Source organism: Achromobacter spanius (assembly GCF_039673305.1).
Taxonomy (GTDB): Bacteria; Pseudomonadota; Gammaproteobacteria; order Burkholderiales; family Burkholderiaceae_B; genus Achromobacter; species Achromobacter spanius_F.
Window position 1 is genome coordinate 89,732 of the sequence record NZ_JBDJLJ010000015.1, and the last position, 15,059, is coordinate 104,790.

A 15,059-nucleotide genomic window follows, 5' to 3' on the forward strand; every position below is an offset into this window, starting at 1 on the left:
CGGCCAGTCCAAAAGGGGACGGATTTGTTTTCCGCCATTGCGGAAAATGGGTTCGTCCCCTTTGTTCGCCTATCGTAGGAATCCAAATATGTCCAAGGTCAATACTTTGTCTGCGCTGGCCAAGGCCGGCGACCTGTCCGGCAAGCGTGTGTTCATCCGCGCCGACCTGAACGTGCCGTTCGACGACGCCGGCCGCATCACGGAAGACACCCGCATCCGCGCCTCGGTGCCCGGCATCCGCCTGGCGCTGGACGCCGGCGCCGCCGTGATGGTCACCTCGCACCTGGGCCGCCCGAAAGAGGGCGTCCTGACCGACGCCGATTCCCTCGCCAAGGTCGGCCAGCGCCTGTCCGAACTGCTGGGCATGCCCGTGCAGCTGGTGCGCGACTGGGTCGACGGCGTCAAGGTCGACCACGGCCAAGTGGTGCTGCTGGAAAACTGCCGCGTGAACGTCGGCGAAAAGAAAGACGACGAAACGCTGGCCAAGAAAATGGCGGCGCTGTGCGACGTTTACGTCAACGACGCCTTCGGCACGGCCCACCGCGCCGAAGCCACCACGCACGGCATCGCGCGCTTCGCGCCCGTGGCCTGCGCCGGCCCCTTGCTGGAAGCCGAACTCGAAGCCCTGGGCCGCGCGCTGCATGAGCCCAAGCGTCCGCTGGTCGCCATCGTGGGCGGCTCCAAGGTGTCGACCAAGCTGTCGATCCTGCAGTCGCTGGCCGACAAGGTCGACCAGCTGGTCGTGGGCGGCGGCATCGCCAACACCTTCATGCTGGCCGCCGGCCTGTCCATCGGCAAGTCGCTGGCCGAGCCCGACCAGGTCGACCAGGCGCGCGCCGTCATCGACATCATGAAAAAGCGCGGCGCGGCCGTGCCGATCCCGGTGGACGTGGTGTGCGCCAAGTCGTTCGGCGCCAATGCCGAAGCCACCGTCAAGGCAGCCACCGACGTGGCCGACGACGACATGATCCTGGATATCGGCCCGCAGACCGCGGCGCAGCTGGCCGAGATCCTGAAGAAGGCCGGCACCATCGTCTGGAACGGCCCGGTGGGCGTGTTCGAGTTCGACCAGTTCGCCAACGGCACCGAAGTGGTGGCGCGCGCCATCGCCGACTCGGAAGGCTTCTCGATCGCCGGCGGCGGCGACACCCTGGCCGCCATCGCCAAGTACGGCATCGGCGAACAGGTCGGCTACATCTCGACCGGCGGCGGCGCCTTCCTGGAGTTCCTGGAAGGCAAGACCCTGCCGGCCGTGGCCGTGCTGGAAGCAAGGGCGAGCAAGCAGTAACGCGCGCCCACGCTGCGCGCGTTTCGCGCGCTGCTGCCCCGCCGTGGGGCTGCCCCGCCTCGGGGCGGTTCGACGGCGGGGCATTATTTTGTCCGCGGAAGCTGTCTGGCACCCGTACGAGACGGGCGTCATGTCCGGGCCGTCGCCTCGCGGGTGTCTGACACAGCGCCACGCGGGCCCTAAAATTCCCACTGGCTTGATGCCTCCTGCGCTGCGTGCGACAGGCTTGGTGTAGGCTTGCGTTCATCCCGCGCCGTGCGGGAGTGTTTCATTCCGTAGTCCCGCTGCACCATGAACCTACGCTTCCTTCCTGGCCTGAACAACTTCCGGGGCATCACCCGGGAATCCGCGCGGCGCGACGTCACCGCCGGCCTGAGCGTGGCCGCTGTCGCGCTGCCGGTCGGCCTGGCGTATTCCGCCATGATGGGCGTGCCGCCCGTTGCCGGGCTGTGGGCCGCCATCGCGGGCATGCTCGGCTACGCCCTGTTCGGATCGTCGCGCACGCTGATCGTCGGTCCCGACACGGCCACCTGCACCCTGATCGCCGCCACCCTGACGGGCATGGCGCTGACCACCCCCGAAGACCGCCTGCTGGGCGCCACGAGCATCGCGCTGACCGTCGGCATAGGGTGCCTGGTCGCGCGCGTGTTGCGCCTGGGCGTACTGGCCAACCTGCTGTCGCGGCCCGTGCTGATCGGCTACATGGCGGGGGTGGCGATCACGCTGGCGATGTCGCAGCTCAGCGGCCTGACGGGGGTGGGGCTGCGCAACAGCGGCCTGGTGCACCCGTTCATGGAACTCTCGCGCCGCCTGTCCGAAATCCAGATTCCCACGCTGTGCCTGGGGCTGGCCTCATGCCTGTTGTTGGTGGCCGTCAAGCGCTGGCGGCCCACCTGGCCCGGGCCCATCCTGCTGGTGGCCGGCGCCTGCGTGCTTTCGTGGATCTTCAATTTTCCGGCGCTGGGCATCGCGGTCGTGGGCGAAGTGCCCGCCGGCCTGCCCGCATTCAGCCTGCCGATGCGGCTGGAAGGGGTGGACAGCATCCTGCTTGGCGCCGCCGGCGTGCTGGTCGTCAGCTTTTCCAGCGGCATCGTCACGGCCCGCAGCTTTGCCGCCCGATCGGGCGAGCACGTGGACCCGAACCGCGAACTGGTGGGCTTCGGCGCGGCCAACGTGGCCGCCGGCCTGTTCCAGGGCTATGTCGTGACGGGCGCCGACTCGCGCACGGCGGTGGGGCTGGTGGCGGGCGGGTCCTCGCCGCTGGTCAGCATCAGCGCCGCCGCGGCGCTGGCGGTGGTGGTGGGCCTCTTGAGCGCCCCGCTGTATTGGCTGCCGCAGGCGGCGCTGTCGGCCATCCTGCTGCTGGCGGCGGCCAGCCTGTTCGACGGGCATGCTTTCATGCGCCTGGCCCGGATCTCGCGGATCGAACTGGCGTTCGGCATCATTGCCGCGGTGGGGGTGGTGGGGTTCGGGGTGCTGCAGGGCGTGGCCGTGTCGGTGGGCGCAACGCTGCTGTACGCCATGTACGTGTCGGGCAATCCGCGCGATGCGCTGCTGGGCCGCCTGCCCGGCGAATCCGTGCTGGGCAAGCTGCACCTGAATCCGGAAGCGCAGCCGGTGCCCGGCACGGTGATCTGGCTGTTCGAATCCTCGGTGTGGTTCTTCAACGCCGACGCCTTTCGCCGGCGCGCCCGCGAAGTCATCGAGCAGGCGGGCGACGTGCGCTGGTTCGTGCTGGACGCCGAGGCCATGACCCAGGCCGACGCCGATGCGGTCGAGGCCCTGTACGAGCTCAAGCGCGTGCTGGACGAGCGCGGCATCACGCTGCTGGTCGCGGGCGGCCACGGCAAGTTCCGCACCGCGCTGGAGCGCTCCGGCCTGGTCAAGAAGATCGGCCGCGACAAGATCTTCGGCAGCCCGGAGCAGGCCGTCGAGGCGATCGAGCGCTGGCGCCAGAAGCCGCCCGACACGCTGGCCTGAACGGCTCAGTCGATGATGTGATAGCCGCCGTCGATGTACAGGGTCTGCCCGGTCATCAGGCGCGCGGCGTCGGTGGCCAGCCAGGCGGTGGCTTCGCCCACGTCGTCGATGGAAACCAGGCTGCGCGCGGGCGCCTTGGCCTGGGCGCGGTCCAGCATCGAATCGAACTCCGCGATGCCGGAGGCGGCGCGCGTCTTGAGCGGCCCCGGCGATATCGCATGCACGCGGATGCCTTGCGGGCCGAGTTCCGCCGCCAGGTAGCGGGTGGCGGATTCCAGCGCGGCCTTTACCGGCCCCATCATGTTGTAGTGCTCGACCACCATCTGCGAGCCGTAGTAGCTCATGCAGAAGAGGGCGCCGCCGTTTTCCATGAGCGGCTCGGCCAGCTTGGCCATGCGGATGAAGGACCAGCACGACACGTCCATCGCCTGCAGGAAGCCGGCGCGCGAACAGTCGGTGACGCGGCCGTGCAGGTCATCGCGCGGCGCGAAGGCCACGGAATGCAGCACAAAGTCGAGCGCGCCCCAGTCCTGCGTGATGCGCTCGAACACGGCCTCCAGCTCGCCGTCGTTCAGCAGGTTCATCGGCATCAGCAACCGGGCGTCGACCTGCCGGGCCAGCGGCTCCACGTGCGGCAACGCCTTGTCGTTCAGGTAGGTCACGGCCAGTTCCGCGCCCATCGCGCGGAACGCCTTGGCGCAGCCCCAGGCGATGGAGTCGGCGTTGGCGATGCCGGTCACCAGTCCGCGCTTGCCCGCCAGCGGCAGCCGGGCGTTCATTGCTGGCGCACCAGGGCGAGGGTGTGCTGCGCGATGATCAGCTCCTCGTTTGTGCGCACGACGTAGACGCCGATGCGGCTGTCGTCGCTGGAGATGCGCGGGCCGTGCCGGGCGTTGCGCTCCGGATCCAGCTTGATGCCCAGCCAGCCCCAGTGTTCGCTGATGGCCTGGCGGATCTCGGCGGAATTTTCGCCCACGCCGGCGGTGAAGACGATGCCGTCGATGCCGTTCATGGCGCAGCCCAGGCCGATCATGCCTTCGGCCACGCGCCAGGCGAAGTATTTAAGCGCCAGCCTGGCCGACGGCGCATCGCTGGCAAGCAATTCGCGCATGTCGTTGCCGATGCCGGACAGCCCCTTCATGCCGCAGTCGTGATAAAGCATGTGCTCGATCTCGTCGTGGCTCATGCCCTGTTCCATCATCCACAGCACCACGCCGGCATCCAGGCGGCCGGGCCGCGTGCCCATCGGCAGGCCTTCCAGCGCGGTGAAGCCCATGGTGCTGTCCACGCTCTTGCCCTGGTGCATGGCGCAGGCGGACACGCCGGAACCCAGGTGGGCGGCGACGATCTTGCCCATGGCGATGTCGGGCAGCGCCTGCTTCAGGCGCTGCGCGATGTATTCGTACGACAGGCCATGGAAACCGTAGCGGCGCACGCCTTCCAGGTACAGGCGCTCGGGCAGTGCATAGCGGTCGGCGACGTCGGAGTGGCTGCGGTGGAAGGCGGTGTCGAAGCACGCGACCTGCGGGATCCAGGGCCGGCGCTCGCGGATGACGCGGATCGGCGCCAGGTTGTTGGGCTGGTGCAGCGGCGCAAGCGGCGTGAAGGCGGCGAGCCTGGCCAGGATGTCGTCATCGATCAGCACGGGTTCGGACAGGTCCGGCCCGCCATGCACCACGCGATGCCCCACCGCCAGCGGCGCGCCGCCCAGGTGCCCGCTCAGCCAGGTGCCCACGACCTCCTGCGCGTTGGGCACGTCGGGGGCATGGCTGGGCGCGATGTCGCGTTCGACCAGCGTCTGGCCCGCCGCGTCGCGCACCCGCAGCCGCGGATGCGTGGTGCCGATCCCTTCAAGCTGGCCGCCCAGGCGCGGGGCCAGTTCCTGCTTGCCGTCGATGTCGTACAGGTAGAACTTGATGCTGGAACTGCCGGCGTTGATGACGAGGATGGTATCGCTCATGGCGCTGTGATTCCACGTTGAGACAAGTCGCGCAGGACCCGCGCAAGCGGGCGGGAGGGTTACGTCACGCCAGGGGGCTGGCCTGGAGCTGCGCGAGATGGCTGGCGTAGATCGCGGCCACCGCGCAGGACGCCAGGCGCGAGCGCGGGCTGTCCGCGCGGCTGGTCAGGATGATGGGCACGCGCGCGCCCAGCACGATGCCGGCCGCTTCCGCGTTGGCAAGGAAAGTCAGGTTCTTGGCCAGCATGTTACCGGCCTCGAGATCGGGCACCACCAGCACCTGCGCCACGCCGGCCACGGGCGACCGAATGCCCTTGATGCGCGCGGCATCCGGGCTGATGGCATTGTCCAGCGCCAGCGGACCGTCGAGCACGCCGCCCGAGATCTGGCCGCGGTCGGCCATCTTGCACAGCGCGGCGGCCTCGATGGTGCTGGGAATGCTGGGCGTCACCTGCTCCACGGCCGACAGGATGGCCACGCGGGGCTCGCCCAGGCCCAGCCCGAGATGCAGGTCGATCACGTTGCGGATGATGTCGGCCTTGGTTTCCAGGTCGGGGAAGATGTTGATGGCGGCGTCGGTGATGAACAGCGGCTCCGGATAGGTGGGCACTTCCATGATGAACACGTGGCTGATGCGCCGGCCGCTGCGCAGCCCGGTCGTGCGCGCCACCACTTCGTGCATCAGCTCGTCGGTGTGCAGGCTGCCCTTCATCAGCAGCGAGGCCTCGCCGCTGCGCACCAGCGCCACGGCCGTTTCGGCGGCCGCGTGGCTGTGCGGCGCGTCGACGATGCGGGCATCGCCCAGGTTCAGCTTGAACTGGGCGGCGGTGTCGCGGATCTTGCCCTCGGGGCCCACCAGGATGGGCTGCAGAAGGCCCAGGTCGCGGGCCTCCAGCGCAGCCGACAGCGAGGGCTCGTCGCACGGGTGGGCGATGGCGCACGCGGCCGGCTCCAGCGTCTGTGCGCGCGCGATGAGTTTGTCGTAGTGCGTGGACGTGGGCAGGCTCATGGGGGCTAGGCCTTGGAAGATTGACGGGAAGCGGATTTGCCAGCGGCGCGGGTGGCCGGAGCCTTGGCGGCGGGCTTGGCTGCGGTCTTGGTCGCGGCCTTTGCGACGGGTTTGGGCGCGGCGCTGCCGTTCGTGGCCTTGCGGGCCGCGGCGCGGTGGGGCTTGGCGGTCTTGGCCGGAACCTGCGCGGCGGCCTTGACCAGGTCATCGACCGGGTCGGCCGTGGCGGCGCTTGCCGCCCGCCTGGCGGCCGCGGGCGTCTCGCCCTGTTCGCGCTTGCGCGCGCGGCGCTCGGCCGATTCGAAGATGCGCTCCATCTCGCCCAGGCTTTCGCGCGCGGCGTCGCTCAGCGGCTCGGCGGCCTCCAGCACACCCTTCATTGCATCCAGGCCGCCGCGGATTTCGGCCGCCGTCGAGCCTTCGAGCAGGCGCGGCATGGCCTGGATCGCGGCGGCGGAGTCCAGCGTCATCATCAGGGCCTGTTCGCGGATGACGTCCTTGAATTCCTCCAGGGTCAGCGCGTTGTCGGCTTCGGCGCGCATCTTGCGGATCAGGGCGAAGCTGCGCTCGTCCAGGCCGCCTTCGGCGCCCGACACGTACAGCAGCATGCGGATGGCCGCCACGCGCAGGCCGCCTTCCTGCAGCATCGAGCGCAGTTCGGCGGCGCGATCTTCCATGAAACGGCGATGCTCCGGCGACACGCCGGGATGCCTGCGCGGCGGGCCCGACTTCGCGCCCAGCCCCGCCAGGTCCTGCACCACCGGCGAACCGTAAACGCTCATGAACGTGCGTTCGTCGGCGGAGTCGCGCAGTTCCTGCCAGATGTTCAGGCTGGTCTCGACCATGTTCGAGAACATTTCCTGCGCCACCACGAAGGGATTGGCGGGCGAGGCCGGCTGGCGGTGTTCGCGCACCTGCTCGGCCACCTGGGCGATCGGCGCGATCGCCGGGTTGCGATCCGAGATCAGCTCGTAGGGCAGGCGCAGGGGGTGCAGGCGCTGCATCCATTCAGCCGATTGCGGCGTGACCAAAGCGCGCAGCCAAGGTTGCATGAAGCTGCGGTACATGCCCAGGTTGATGTCGGAGATGCGGGCGACGGCGGCAAAGCGCTGGTCGTCCTCTTCGTTGCGGTCGACGATGGCCCGCACGTCGTCCAGCTTGCGTTGTTCGAAGGACAGCACGTAGTTGCCGTAGGCCAGGTCCGCGTTGGGCGTGTCCGGCGTCTTGTCGGCGATCTCGGCCTGGTAGATGCCCGGAGGCAGCACATCGATCATGTCGATGTTGGACGTGAATTCCTGGTGCTCCTTGCGGGCCACGCTGCCCGACACGAAGATGCCCAGGTGGCCGATGCTTTCGTGCACGGCGTAGACGATGGTCTGGCCGTGGGCGAGGATCTCGGCTTCGTTCTGGTACAGGTCGGGGATCCAGCCCAGCGCCTGGGGCGGGGGCGTGATGTTGTCGCCCTTCGAGCAGAACACCACGATGGGCGAACGGATGTTGCGCAGGTCGATGCGGATGCCGTCCGAGGTCACCAGGCCGGCGGTGGCCAGGCGGTTGCCGACGAACAGGTTGTCGACGATGTACTGGATTTCGGGGCCGTTCAGGAACACGTGGCCGCCCCACCATTTCTCGAAGCTCAGGTAGCGGTCGGCTTCGGTGTCCACCTTGGAATACAGGTTGTACTGCTTGGACCACAGGGTGTTGGCGGGATTCAGGTTCTCGAAGTTCTGCACCAGCCAGGCGCCGTCGAACTTGCCGTTGCCCAGGTCGCTGGTCATGGCCGTGAGCCAGCTTCCGCCCAGCAGCCCGCCGGCGTAGCGCATGGGGTTCATGCCGCGCCAGCCCGCCCAGTAGGACAGCGGTGCGCCGGCCACGATGATGGGGCCGAACAGTTCGGGGCGGACCGCCGCGGTCATCATGATCTGCCAGCCTGCCTGGCAGTTGGCCACGACCACCGGCTTGCCTTCCGCATCCGGGTGCAGGGCGATGATTTCTTCCAGGAAACGCGCCTCGGCCATCATCACGTCTTCGACGGTCTGGGTGGGCATGGGCTGGGGCAGGAAGGTCGCGAAATAGCACGGGTGTCCCGCGCGCACCGCCACGCCGATCTCGCTTTCCGGCTTGAAGCCGCCGATGCCGGGGCCGTGTCCCGCGCGCGGATCCACCACCAGGAAGGGGCGCTTGATGGGATCGGTTTCCACGCCGGCCGGCGGCTTGATGCGCAGGAGGCCGTAATTGACGGGGCGGGGCAGCTCGCGCCCGTCCAGCACCAGTTCGAACTCCATGCTGAGCACGTTGGGCGCGCGCTTGGCCATGTGGGCGTGGTATTGATTGCCGCGCTGTCGCATCACGTCCGCGTAGAGCACGCCGCGCTGCCAGGCGTCCACAGCGTATTCGTAGGCGGCCGTCCAGGGGTTGAAGGACGGGGCGGGCGCGTGATCGTTGCCGGATCCGGCCATGGCGATCTCCTGTAAGTAGCTGCTGGCGGCAGAAGGCCGCCGGGCCGGTCCCCAGTGGAACCGGCAGATTTGACCTCTCCATTACACCGCAATGGATGCTGCGGTGCAACATCAGCGCGGTTGACCCGGGTCAAAAATAGTCGGGGACAGCATGCCCGGCGCGCGCGGCAAGACTCACCCCGGGTCGTGGCAGACAGCTTCTATGCGATTGCCGTCAGGGTCCAGCAGAAAGGCGGCGTAGTACTGGGGGTGGTAGTGGGGACGCAGGCCCGGGGCGCCTTCGTCGCGCCCGCCGTGGGCCAGGCCCGCGGCGTGGAAGGCGTCGACGGCCGCGCGGCTGGGCGCCTTGAAGCACCAGTGGCGCCGGGCGCCGGCGGCGGCATCCGGTGGCGGTATCCCCGGTGGCGGTATCCCCGGCGGCGCGCCGGCCGTGGCGAAGACGGACAGATAGCTGTGGCGGCCGTTGCCCGGACGGCAGCGTTCGCCGTAGCCCAGGGCGTCGGGGCGATCGTAGACCTTGTCCGCACCCAGCGCCTGCATCACGGCGTCATAGAACGGGCGGGCGGCGTCCAGGCTGGAAACGGTGATGGAGACGTGATCCAGCAATTGCATCGCGGCTCCCGGGCGCGGCCCCGTCGATCAGGTCAGGAGGAAAGCCGCCCGGGCGCTGCTAGCGGGCGGCGGCGTTGTGTTCCAGCCATTTCTGCACGGCCGGCCGCTGCCATTGGGCGTCGGCGTAGTCGCGCAGGGTGTCGGGCAGGTCGTCCTGGGACAGGCGCTTGAGCATGACCGCCAGGTCGGTGTCGGCGATGCACCATGCGTCGAACAGCGTCGTTTGTCCCACGCCGATGAGGTGGCTGGCCACCTGGATCAGCTTGGCCGCGGCGGCATGGGCCGCGTCGGACAAGGGCAGGCCGGCGGCGCCGTAGAACACGGTCTCGGTGGGGCGCTCCTGGCGCAGGGGGGCCAGGTCACTGCGCAGCCACGCCTGCAACTGGCGGGCGCGGGCGCGTTCGCGCATGTCGGACGGGTACAGCGCGACGTGCTTGGGCGGCGGAAATGCTTCGTCCAGGTATTCGGCGATGACGCTGGATTCGGTCAGGTTGAAGTCCGCGTGCGTCAGCGCCGGCACGCGGGCGGTCAGCGCGCGGCATTGGAACGGCTGCATGCGCTGTTCGCCGGCGGCCAGGTCGATGGGGCGCACTTCGAAAGGCAGTTGCTTTTCGGTCAGCGCCACGTACACCGACATGGCGTAGGGACTCAGGAACAGGGAATCGACGTATAGCGTAATCGGGGCGCCCAAAGCTTGTCTCCGGTCAGGCGGGGTAACGTATGGCAAAGCGTAACGCAACTGCAATCCGGCCGTGTCGCGCCGGCGCGTCAGTCCACGATGAAGAGCTTCGCGCCGGTGGCGGTGGACGAGCGGTGGGGTTCGGCCTGGTCGGCCACCTGGTAGCTCATGCCGGGGGTCAGCACGAACTGCCGGCCGTCTTCCAGTTCGGTGTGCAGTTCGCCTTCCAGGCAGAACAGGATGTGTCCCTTGCTGCACCAGTGGTCGGCCAGGTAGCCGGCCGTGTATTCCACCATGCGCACCCGCAGGTCGCCAAATTGCCGGGTGCGCCAGTACGCCATGCCGGTGTCGCCGGCGTGTTCCGTGCGCTCCACCTCGGACCAGTCCGTGGTGCCGAAGGGGATGTTGCTCATCTTCATCGCGATTTCCTGCGTCTTGTGTCTGCCGACCCGGCGGCGCCAGTGCCCCGGGCGAAAAAATCAATACTACGCCATTCAGGCGGCCAGCTTTTTCTGCCAGAACATGGCGCGGCCGGTGGTGTCGTCCAGCGCATAGCCCTCGAAGCCCAGCTTGCGGTACAGGCCCTGGGCCACCGCGTTGCCTTCCAGCACCTCCAGCGTGATCTTGCAGCAGCCCATCTGGCGCGCCCGCGCTTCCAGCGCTTCCAGCAGATGCCTGCCCACGCCCTGGCCCTGGAATTTCGGCGCCACGCCCAGGTCGTGCAGGTTGAGCAGCGGTCGACAGGCGAAGGTGGAGAAGCCTTCCAGGTAGATCGCCACGCCCGCGGCCTCGCCGTCGATGCGCGCCAGCAGCGCGTGCGCGGTGGGGCGCCGGGCCAGTTCGGCGATGAGGTTCGCCTGCGCATATTCCGGCAGTGGCGAGTTGCCGCCCATGGGGCCGCTGGCGTACTCGTTCAGCATGGCCAGCACCTGGCGGCCGTGTTCGGGGTTGTTGAAGTCGACGTCGATGATTTCCAGCACGATCGGTTCCTGGTGCAGGGCTTGAGGACGGCCCGCAGATGGGGGCGGGACAGGTGCGCCGATCCGTCGCGGGGACGGATGCGCGGCAACCGATCATTATGCGCGCCGCGCAAATGACGGCAAAGCGTGGCGGGCAAGCGCATTGAAAAATCGGTCCATAACCCCTATCTTCTGGCTATTCAAGGCCGGAACGGGCTTGACCCGGGTGCGGCCTCAACCCTCAAGGTGAGCTGGCATATGGAGTTCAAGGACTACTACAGCATTCTCGGGGTGGAGCAGGGCGCGTCCGACGACGAAATCCGGAAGGCGTACCGCAAGCTCGCCCGCAAATACCACCCGGACGTCAGCAAGGAAAGCGACGCCGAGGTCCGCATGCGCGACGTCAACGAAGCCTACGACGTGCTGCGCGACGCCGAAAAGCGACAAGCCTACGACAACCTGGCGGCGGGTGTTTCGCCCGACGGCGGGTTCCAGCCGCCGCCCGGCTGGGACGAAGGTTTCGAGTTCCACCGCGGCGCCGCCCCTGGCGACGAGGCGCAGTTCAGCGATTTCTTTTCTTCGCTGTTCGGCGGCCGCGCCCAGCGGCATGGCGCGCGCCAGCAGGAGTTCCGCGCGCGCGGCGAAGACCATCACGCCGCGATCGAGGTGGACCTGGAGGACGCGCTCAAGGGCGCCACACGCGACATCAGCCTGCGGTCCATGCAGATGGACGACCAGGGCCGCCCGCACATGCAGAGCCGCACGCTCAGCGTCAAGATCCCGGCCGGCGTGCGCGAAGGCCAGTACATCCGGCTGGCCGGGCAGGGCATGCCCGGCTATGGCGGCGCCGAAAACGGCGACCTTTATCTGGAAGTGCGCTTCAAGCCGCATCCACGCTACCGCGCCGAAGGCCGCGACCTCTACATGACGCTGCCGGTGGCGCCATGGGAGGCGGCGCTGGGCGCCAGCGTCCAGGCGCCCACGCCCGGCGGTACGGTCGAGGTCTCCATCCCGCCCGGTTCCGGCAACGGCCGCAAGCTGCGGTTGCGCGGGCGCGGCATCCCGGGCGATCCGGCGGGCGACCTGTATCTGGTGCTGGACCTGGTCTTGCCCCCGGCCGACAGCGACGCCGCCAAGGCGGCCTACCGCAAGCTGCAGCAGGACCTGCCCTTCAACCCGCGACGCCACCTGGGGGTCTGACCATGAAGAAGATTGTGATCACCAGCGCGACCGTCGTGGGCAAGGCGCAGCCGCTCAGCGCGGACGACCTGGCCCGCGCCTGCGGCGCGGAAGTGGAATGGGTGGCCCGGCTGGTCGAGGTCGGCATCGTCAACGCCAGCGGCCGCGGCCCCTCGGAGTGGCGGTTTTACAGCCTGGACCTGCAGCGCGCGCTGCACGCGCGGCGCCTGGAGCATGACTTTGGCGCCGGCCTGGACGCGGTGGCGCTCATCCTGGACCTGAGCCAGGAAGTGCGCCGGCTGAAAGCCCAGTTGCGCGCGCTGGGGGCGCCGGACTAATGCGATGTCCCGGGGATGCGCCGCGGCGTGTCCGGGGGACGGTGCACCCGCCCTGAGCCGGGCCGCGGGGGTAGGTAGAATGGGCGCCTGCCGCAACACGAAGAAGCGAAAAGCACCTTGGAGACTCCCCCCGCCGCCCCGCCCGCAATGCCTGGCAGCGCGCGCATCGATGGACTGAAATCCTGCCTGCCCGTCATGATCGGCTACTTCCCGGTGGCCGTGACCTTCGGCATCGCCGGCATCGCCGCCGGCCTGAGTCCGCTGCAAGTCATCCTGATCTCGGTCCTGGTCTATGCCGGCGCCAGCCAGTTCCTGCTGCTGGCCTCGATCAAGGCCGGCACGCCCTGGCTGTGGGTGGTGGCGCTGTGCTCGCTGCTCAACGCGCGCCATCTGCTGTACGGGCCGCTGCTGTCGCGTTTCCTGCCGCCCGAGTTGCACGACCGCCTGAAGGTGGCGTTCCTGCTGACCGACGAAGTCTTCGCCACCGCCTTCAACCGCCTGCAGGGCGTGGCGCCGGGCCGCCGCCAGGGATGGATGATCGCCCTGGGACTGGGCGCCTGGCTGACCTGGATCGCCGGCACCGCCGTGGGCGTGTACGCGGGCGACGGGCTGGAACGCCACTACCCCATGCTGTCCCAGGTGATGCGCTTTGCGCTGCCGGCGCTGTTCATGGCGCTGGTCTGCCAGAGCGCCAGGCGGGGGATGGGCCTGCCCATCGTGGCCGCCGTGGCGGGCGCGGGCCTGGTGGCCGCCCTGGGGCACACCAGCCTTGCCATCCTGGTCGGCGCTGTCATCGGCTGCGCGGCCTATCGCCTGAGGAGACCCGCATGAACGCCGGCGGACTGGAATTCTGGGGGGCGGTGATCGCCATGGCGGTCATCACCTATCTGACGCGCGCGCTGCCCTTCATGCTGTCCGAGCGCAGCCGCCTGCTGCGCCATCTTTCGCGCGAAGGCTCCGCGCTGGCCGCGCTCGGTCCGTCCCTGCTGGCGGGCATCGCCGCCGCCGTCATCGTGCCTGACCTGCTGGGCGCGGGCGAGCAGGCGGCCCGGATCGCGCCCTACGTGGGCGGGCTGGCCGTCACCGGCGTGGCGGCGCGCCTGGTCAGCAACACGGGCGCTGCCGTGCTGCTCGGGATGGCCGGATACGGGATATTGCTGGCCTTGGCGGCGTAGCGGCCCGCAAGGCAAAATGGTCGGACCCCCAAGGAGGCCGACCATGCTTACGCTCTACCATGCGCCGCGCTCGCGGTCGTTCCGGATTCTGTGGCTGCTCGAAGAACTGGGCGTGCCCTACGACACGGAAATGGTGTCGATCCACGGGAGCGACGGCGCGGGCCATATCCCTTCGGATTACATCGACATCCATCCCCACCGCAAGGTGCCCGCGCTGGTGCACGACGGCGTTCCCATCTTCGAAACGCCCGCCATCGCGCTGTACCTGACCGATCTCTTTCCGCAGGGCGGGCTGGGGCCGCTGGTGGGTGACCGCCAGCGCGGGCCCTATCTGACCTGGCTGGCCTATTCCACCGGCGTATTCGAGCCCGCCATGGTCGAGCGCGCCTTCAAGACGCCCCACCAGCCGGCGCTGGGGTGGGCATCGGCCGACGAGGTCGAACAGGTGCTGACGCGGGTGCTGCAGGCGCGGACGTTTTTCCTGGGCGACAGGTTCTCCGCCGTGGATATCGTGCTGGGCGGCTCGCTGCAGTACATGATGCAGATGAAGATCATCCCGGAAACGCCGGTCTTCGGCGCCTATGTCGAACGCCTGGGCGACCGGCCCGCCATGCACCGCGCCTTGCAGCGGGACGGGGACATCGAAGAGTCCTGAGCCGCCTGCGGCGGGCGTCACCCGCCGGGTCAGGCCGCGCCCTGGATGCGTTCCCGCAGGTGCGCCTGCCATTGTTCGGGCCGGCCCAGGTAGCGGCTGGGCTCCAGCAGCGCGTAGACGCCGTCGCGCTCCAGCGCCAGCGTGGGAAAGCCCGTGCCCCCGAGCTGCCCCAGCAGCTTGCGGCTGGCCGCGATGTGTGCGGCGGTGGGGGCGCCGTCGGCGTCGGCATAGGCGGCGGCGAAGGCGGCGGCGTCCAGTTCGATGTCGGCGGCCAGATCCTGGAGCACGGCGGAATCGGCGATGCGCAGGCCCTGCACATAGTGGGCGTGCTGGATGCGGCGCAGAAGGTCCAGGCCGCGGCCGGCCAGCGCCTGCGCGGCCAGGATCGCGGTGGTGGGAGGCCCGGAATCGAACACGGCGCCGCTGTCGCGCAGCAGGCCGTCGAAATAGTCGGGGCCGAAAACCTGTCCGGTCAGGCCGGCGATGCGCTCGTCATGCGGCATGACATAGCGGCGCAGGGCGTCGGTGACCGGTTGGCGGTTGCTGCCTGTCATCATGCCGCCGCCATGGGGCTCGATGTTCAGGCCGGGTATGCCGCGGGCGGCCTCCACCAGCGGCGCGGCGCCGTAGCACCAGCCGCAGAGCGGATCAAAAATGTAATGCAGGGTAGGGGATCGGGTAGCCATGGCGCCATCGTAGACGCCGGCAGGCGCGCCGCGCCAGCCCGGCGCGATACCCAGAGTGTTGCATCGGCCGTGCAGATTGC

General features: G+C 69.0%; 16 protein-coding genes. 7 read left to right on the forward strand and 9 right to left on the reverse strand.

Going from position 1 to position 15,059, the window contains the following annotated elements:
* The first annotated feature begins 88 nt into the window (after positions 1-88).
* The gene (locus ABE485_RS14980; protein ID WP_346516059.1) at positions 89-1,288 is read left to right on the forward strand and encodes a phosphoglycerate kinase; all 1,200 of its coding nucleotides are present in this window, start codon (positions 89-91) and stop codon (positions 1,286-1,288) included.
* A gap of 291 nt (positions 1,289-1,579) precedes the next feature.
* Positions 1,580-3,268, forward strand: a complete 1,689-nt coding sequence (locus ABE485_RS14985; protein WP_346516060.1) for a SulP family inorganic anion transporter — start codon at positions 1,580-1,582, stop codon at positions 3,266-3,268.
* A 5-nt stretch (positions 3,269-3,273) separates the two neighbouring features.
* On the opposite strand, the gene fabI is transcribed toward ABE485_RS14985, so the two are convergent.
* The 8 genes from fabI to ABE485_RS15025 form a co-directional block, all read right to left on the reverse strand.
* Complete coding sequence (gene fabI / locus ABE485_RS14990; RefSeq protein WP_346516061.1) at positions 3,274-4,047, reverse strand: enoyl-ACP reductase FabI; 774 nt, start codon at positions 4,045-4,047, stop codon at positions 3,274-3,276.
* Entirely contained in the window at positions 4,044-5,228 is a 1,185-nt protein-coding gene (locus ABE485_RS14995) for an acetate/propionate family kinase (protein ID WP_346516062.1), read from the reverse strand. Before ABE485_RS14995 ends, fabI begins: the two co-directional genes overlap by 4 nt.
* Before the next feature lie 64 nt (positions 5,229-5,292).
* Positions 5,293-6,237: a phosphate acetyltransferase gene (locus ABE485_RS15000; protein ID WP_346516063.1), complete on the reverse strand. Its 945-nt coding sequence runs from the start codon at positions 6,235-6,237 to the stop codon at positions 5,293-5,295.
* 5 nt (positions 6,238-6,242) lie between these two features.
* Positions 6,243-8,696: a DUF3141 domain-containing protein gene (locus tag ABE485_RS15005; protein WP_346516064.1), complete on the reverse strand. Its 2,454-nt coding sequence runs from the start codon at positions 8,694-8,696 to the stop codon at positions 6,243-6,245.
* 174 nt (positions 8,697-8,870) lie between these two features.
* On the reverse strand, positions 8,871-9,308 hold the full coding sequence (locus tag ABE485_RS15010; RefSeq protein ID WP_346516065.1) for a VOC family protein: 438 nt from the start codon (positions 9,306-9,308) through the stop codon (positions 8,871-8,873).
* A 58-nt stretch (positions 9,309-9,366) separates the two neighbouring features.
* Positions 9,367-9,999: a glutathione transferase gene (gene yfcF / locus ABE485_RS15015; protein ID WP_346516066.1), complete on the reverse strand. Its 633-nt coding sequence runs from the start codon at positions 9,997-9,999 to the stop codon at positions 9,367-9,369.
* Positions 10,000-10,076: 77 nt separating this feature from the next.
* Entirely contained in the window at positions 10,077-10,406 is a 330-nt protein-coding gene (locus tag ABE485_RS15020) for a DHCW motif cupin fold protein (protein ID WP_006222750.1), read from the reverse strand.
* Between the two features lie 75 nt (positions 10,407-10,481).
* Entirely contained in the window at positions 10,482-10,967 is a 486-nt protein-coding gene (locus tag ABE485_RS15025; protein WP_346516067.1) for a GNAT family N-acetyltransferase, read from the reverse strand.
* A 237-nt stretch (positions 10,968-11,204) separates the two neighbouring features.
* On the opposite strand from ABE485_RS15025, the gene ABE485_RS15030 reads away from it, so the two are divergent.
* The 5 genes from ABE485_RS15030 to ABE485_RS15050 all read left to right on the forward strand — a co-directional run bounded on the left by ABE485_RS15030 (position 11,205) and on the right by ABE485_RS15050 (position 14,293).
* Positions 11,205-12,146 (forward strand): DnaJ C-terminal domain-containing protein, encoded by a 942-nt coding sequence (locus ABE485_RS15030; RefSeq protein ID WP_346516068.1) that lies wholly within the window; start codon positions 11,205-11,207, stop codon positions 12,144-12,146.
* Positions 12,147-12,148: 2 nt separating this feature from the next.
* Positions 12,149-12,463 carry a chaperone modulator CbpM gene (locus ABE485_RS15035; RefSeq protein ID WP_346516069.1) on the forward strand — a complete coding sequence of 105 codons (315 nt, stop codon included), beginning with the start codon at positions 12,149-12,151 and terminating at the stop codon, positions 12,461-12,463.
* Positions 12,464-12,580: 117 nt separating this feature from the next.
* A complete protein-coding gene (locus ABE485_RS15040; RefSeq protein WP_430795426.1) occupies positions 12,581-13,294 on the forward strand; it encodes an AzlC family ABC transporter permease in 714 nt (237 codons plus the stop codon).
* A complete protein-coding gene (locus tag ABE485_RS15045) occupies positions 13,291-13,638 on the forward strand; it encodes an AzlD domain-containing protein (RefSeq protein WP_346516070.1) in 348 nt (115 codons plus the stop codon). Before ABE485_RS15040 ends, ABE485_RS15045 begins: the two co-directional genes overlap by 4 nt.
* Before the next feature lie 43 nt (positions 13,639-13,681).
* Positions 13,682-14,293 carry a glutathione S-transferase family protein gene (locus tag ABE485_RS15050; protein ID WP_346516071.1) on the forward strand — a complete coding sequence of 204 codons (612 nt, stop codon included), beginning with the start codon at positions 13,682-13,684 and terminating at the stop codon, positions 14,291-14,293.
* A 29-nt stretch (positions 14,294-14,322) separates the two neighbouring features.
* Here the strand turns inward: ABE485_RS15050 and ABE485_RS15055 are convergent, their stop codons facing one another.
* Positions 14,323-14,979, reverse strand: coding sequence for a DsbA family protein (locus tag ABE485_RS15055; RefSeq protein WP_346516072.1), 657 nt, complete (start codon positions 14,977-14,979; stop codon positions 14,323-14,325).
* Positions 14,980-15,059 lie beyond the last annotated feature (80 nt).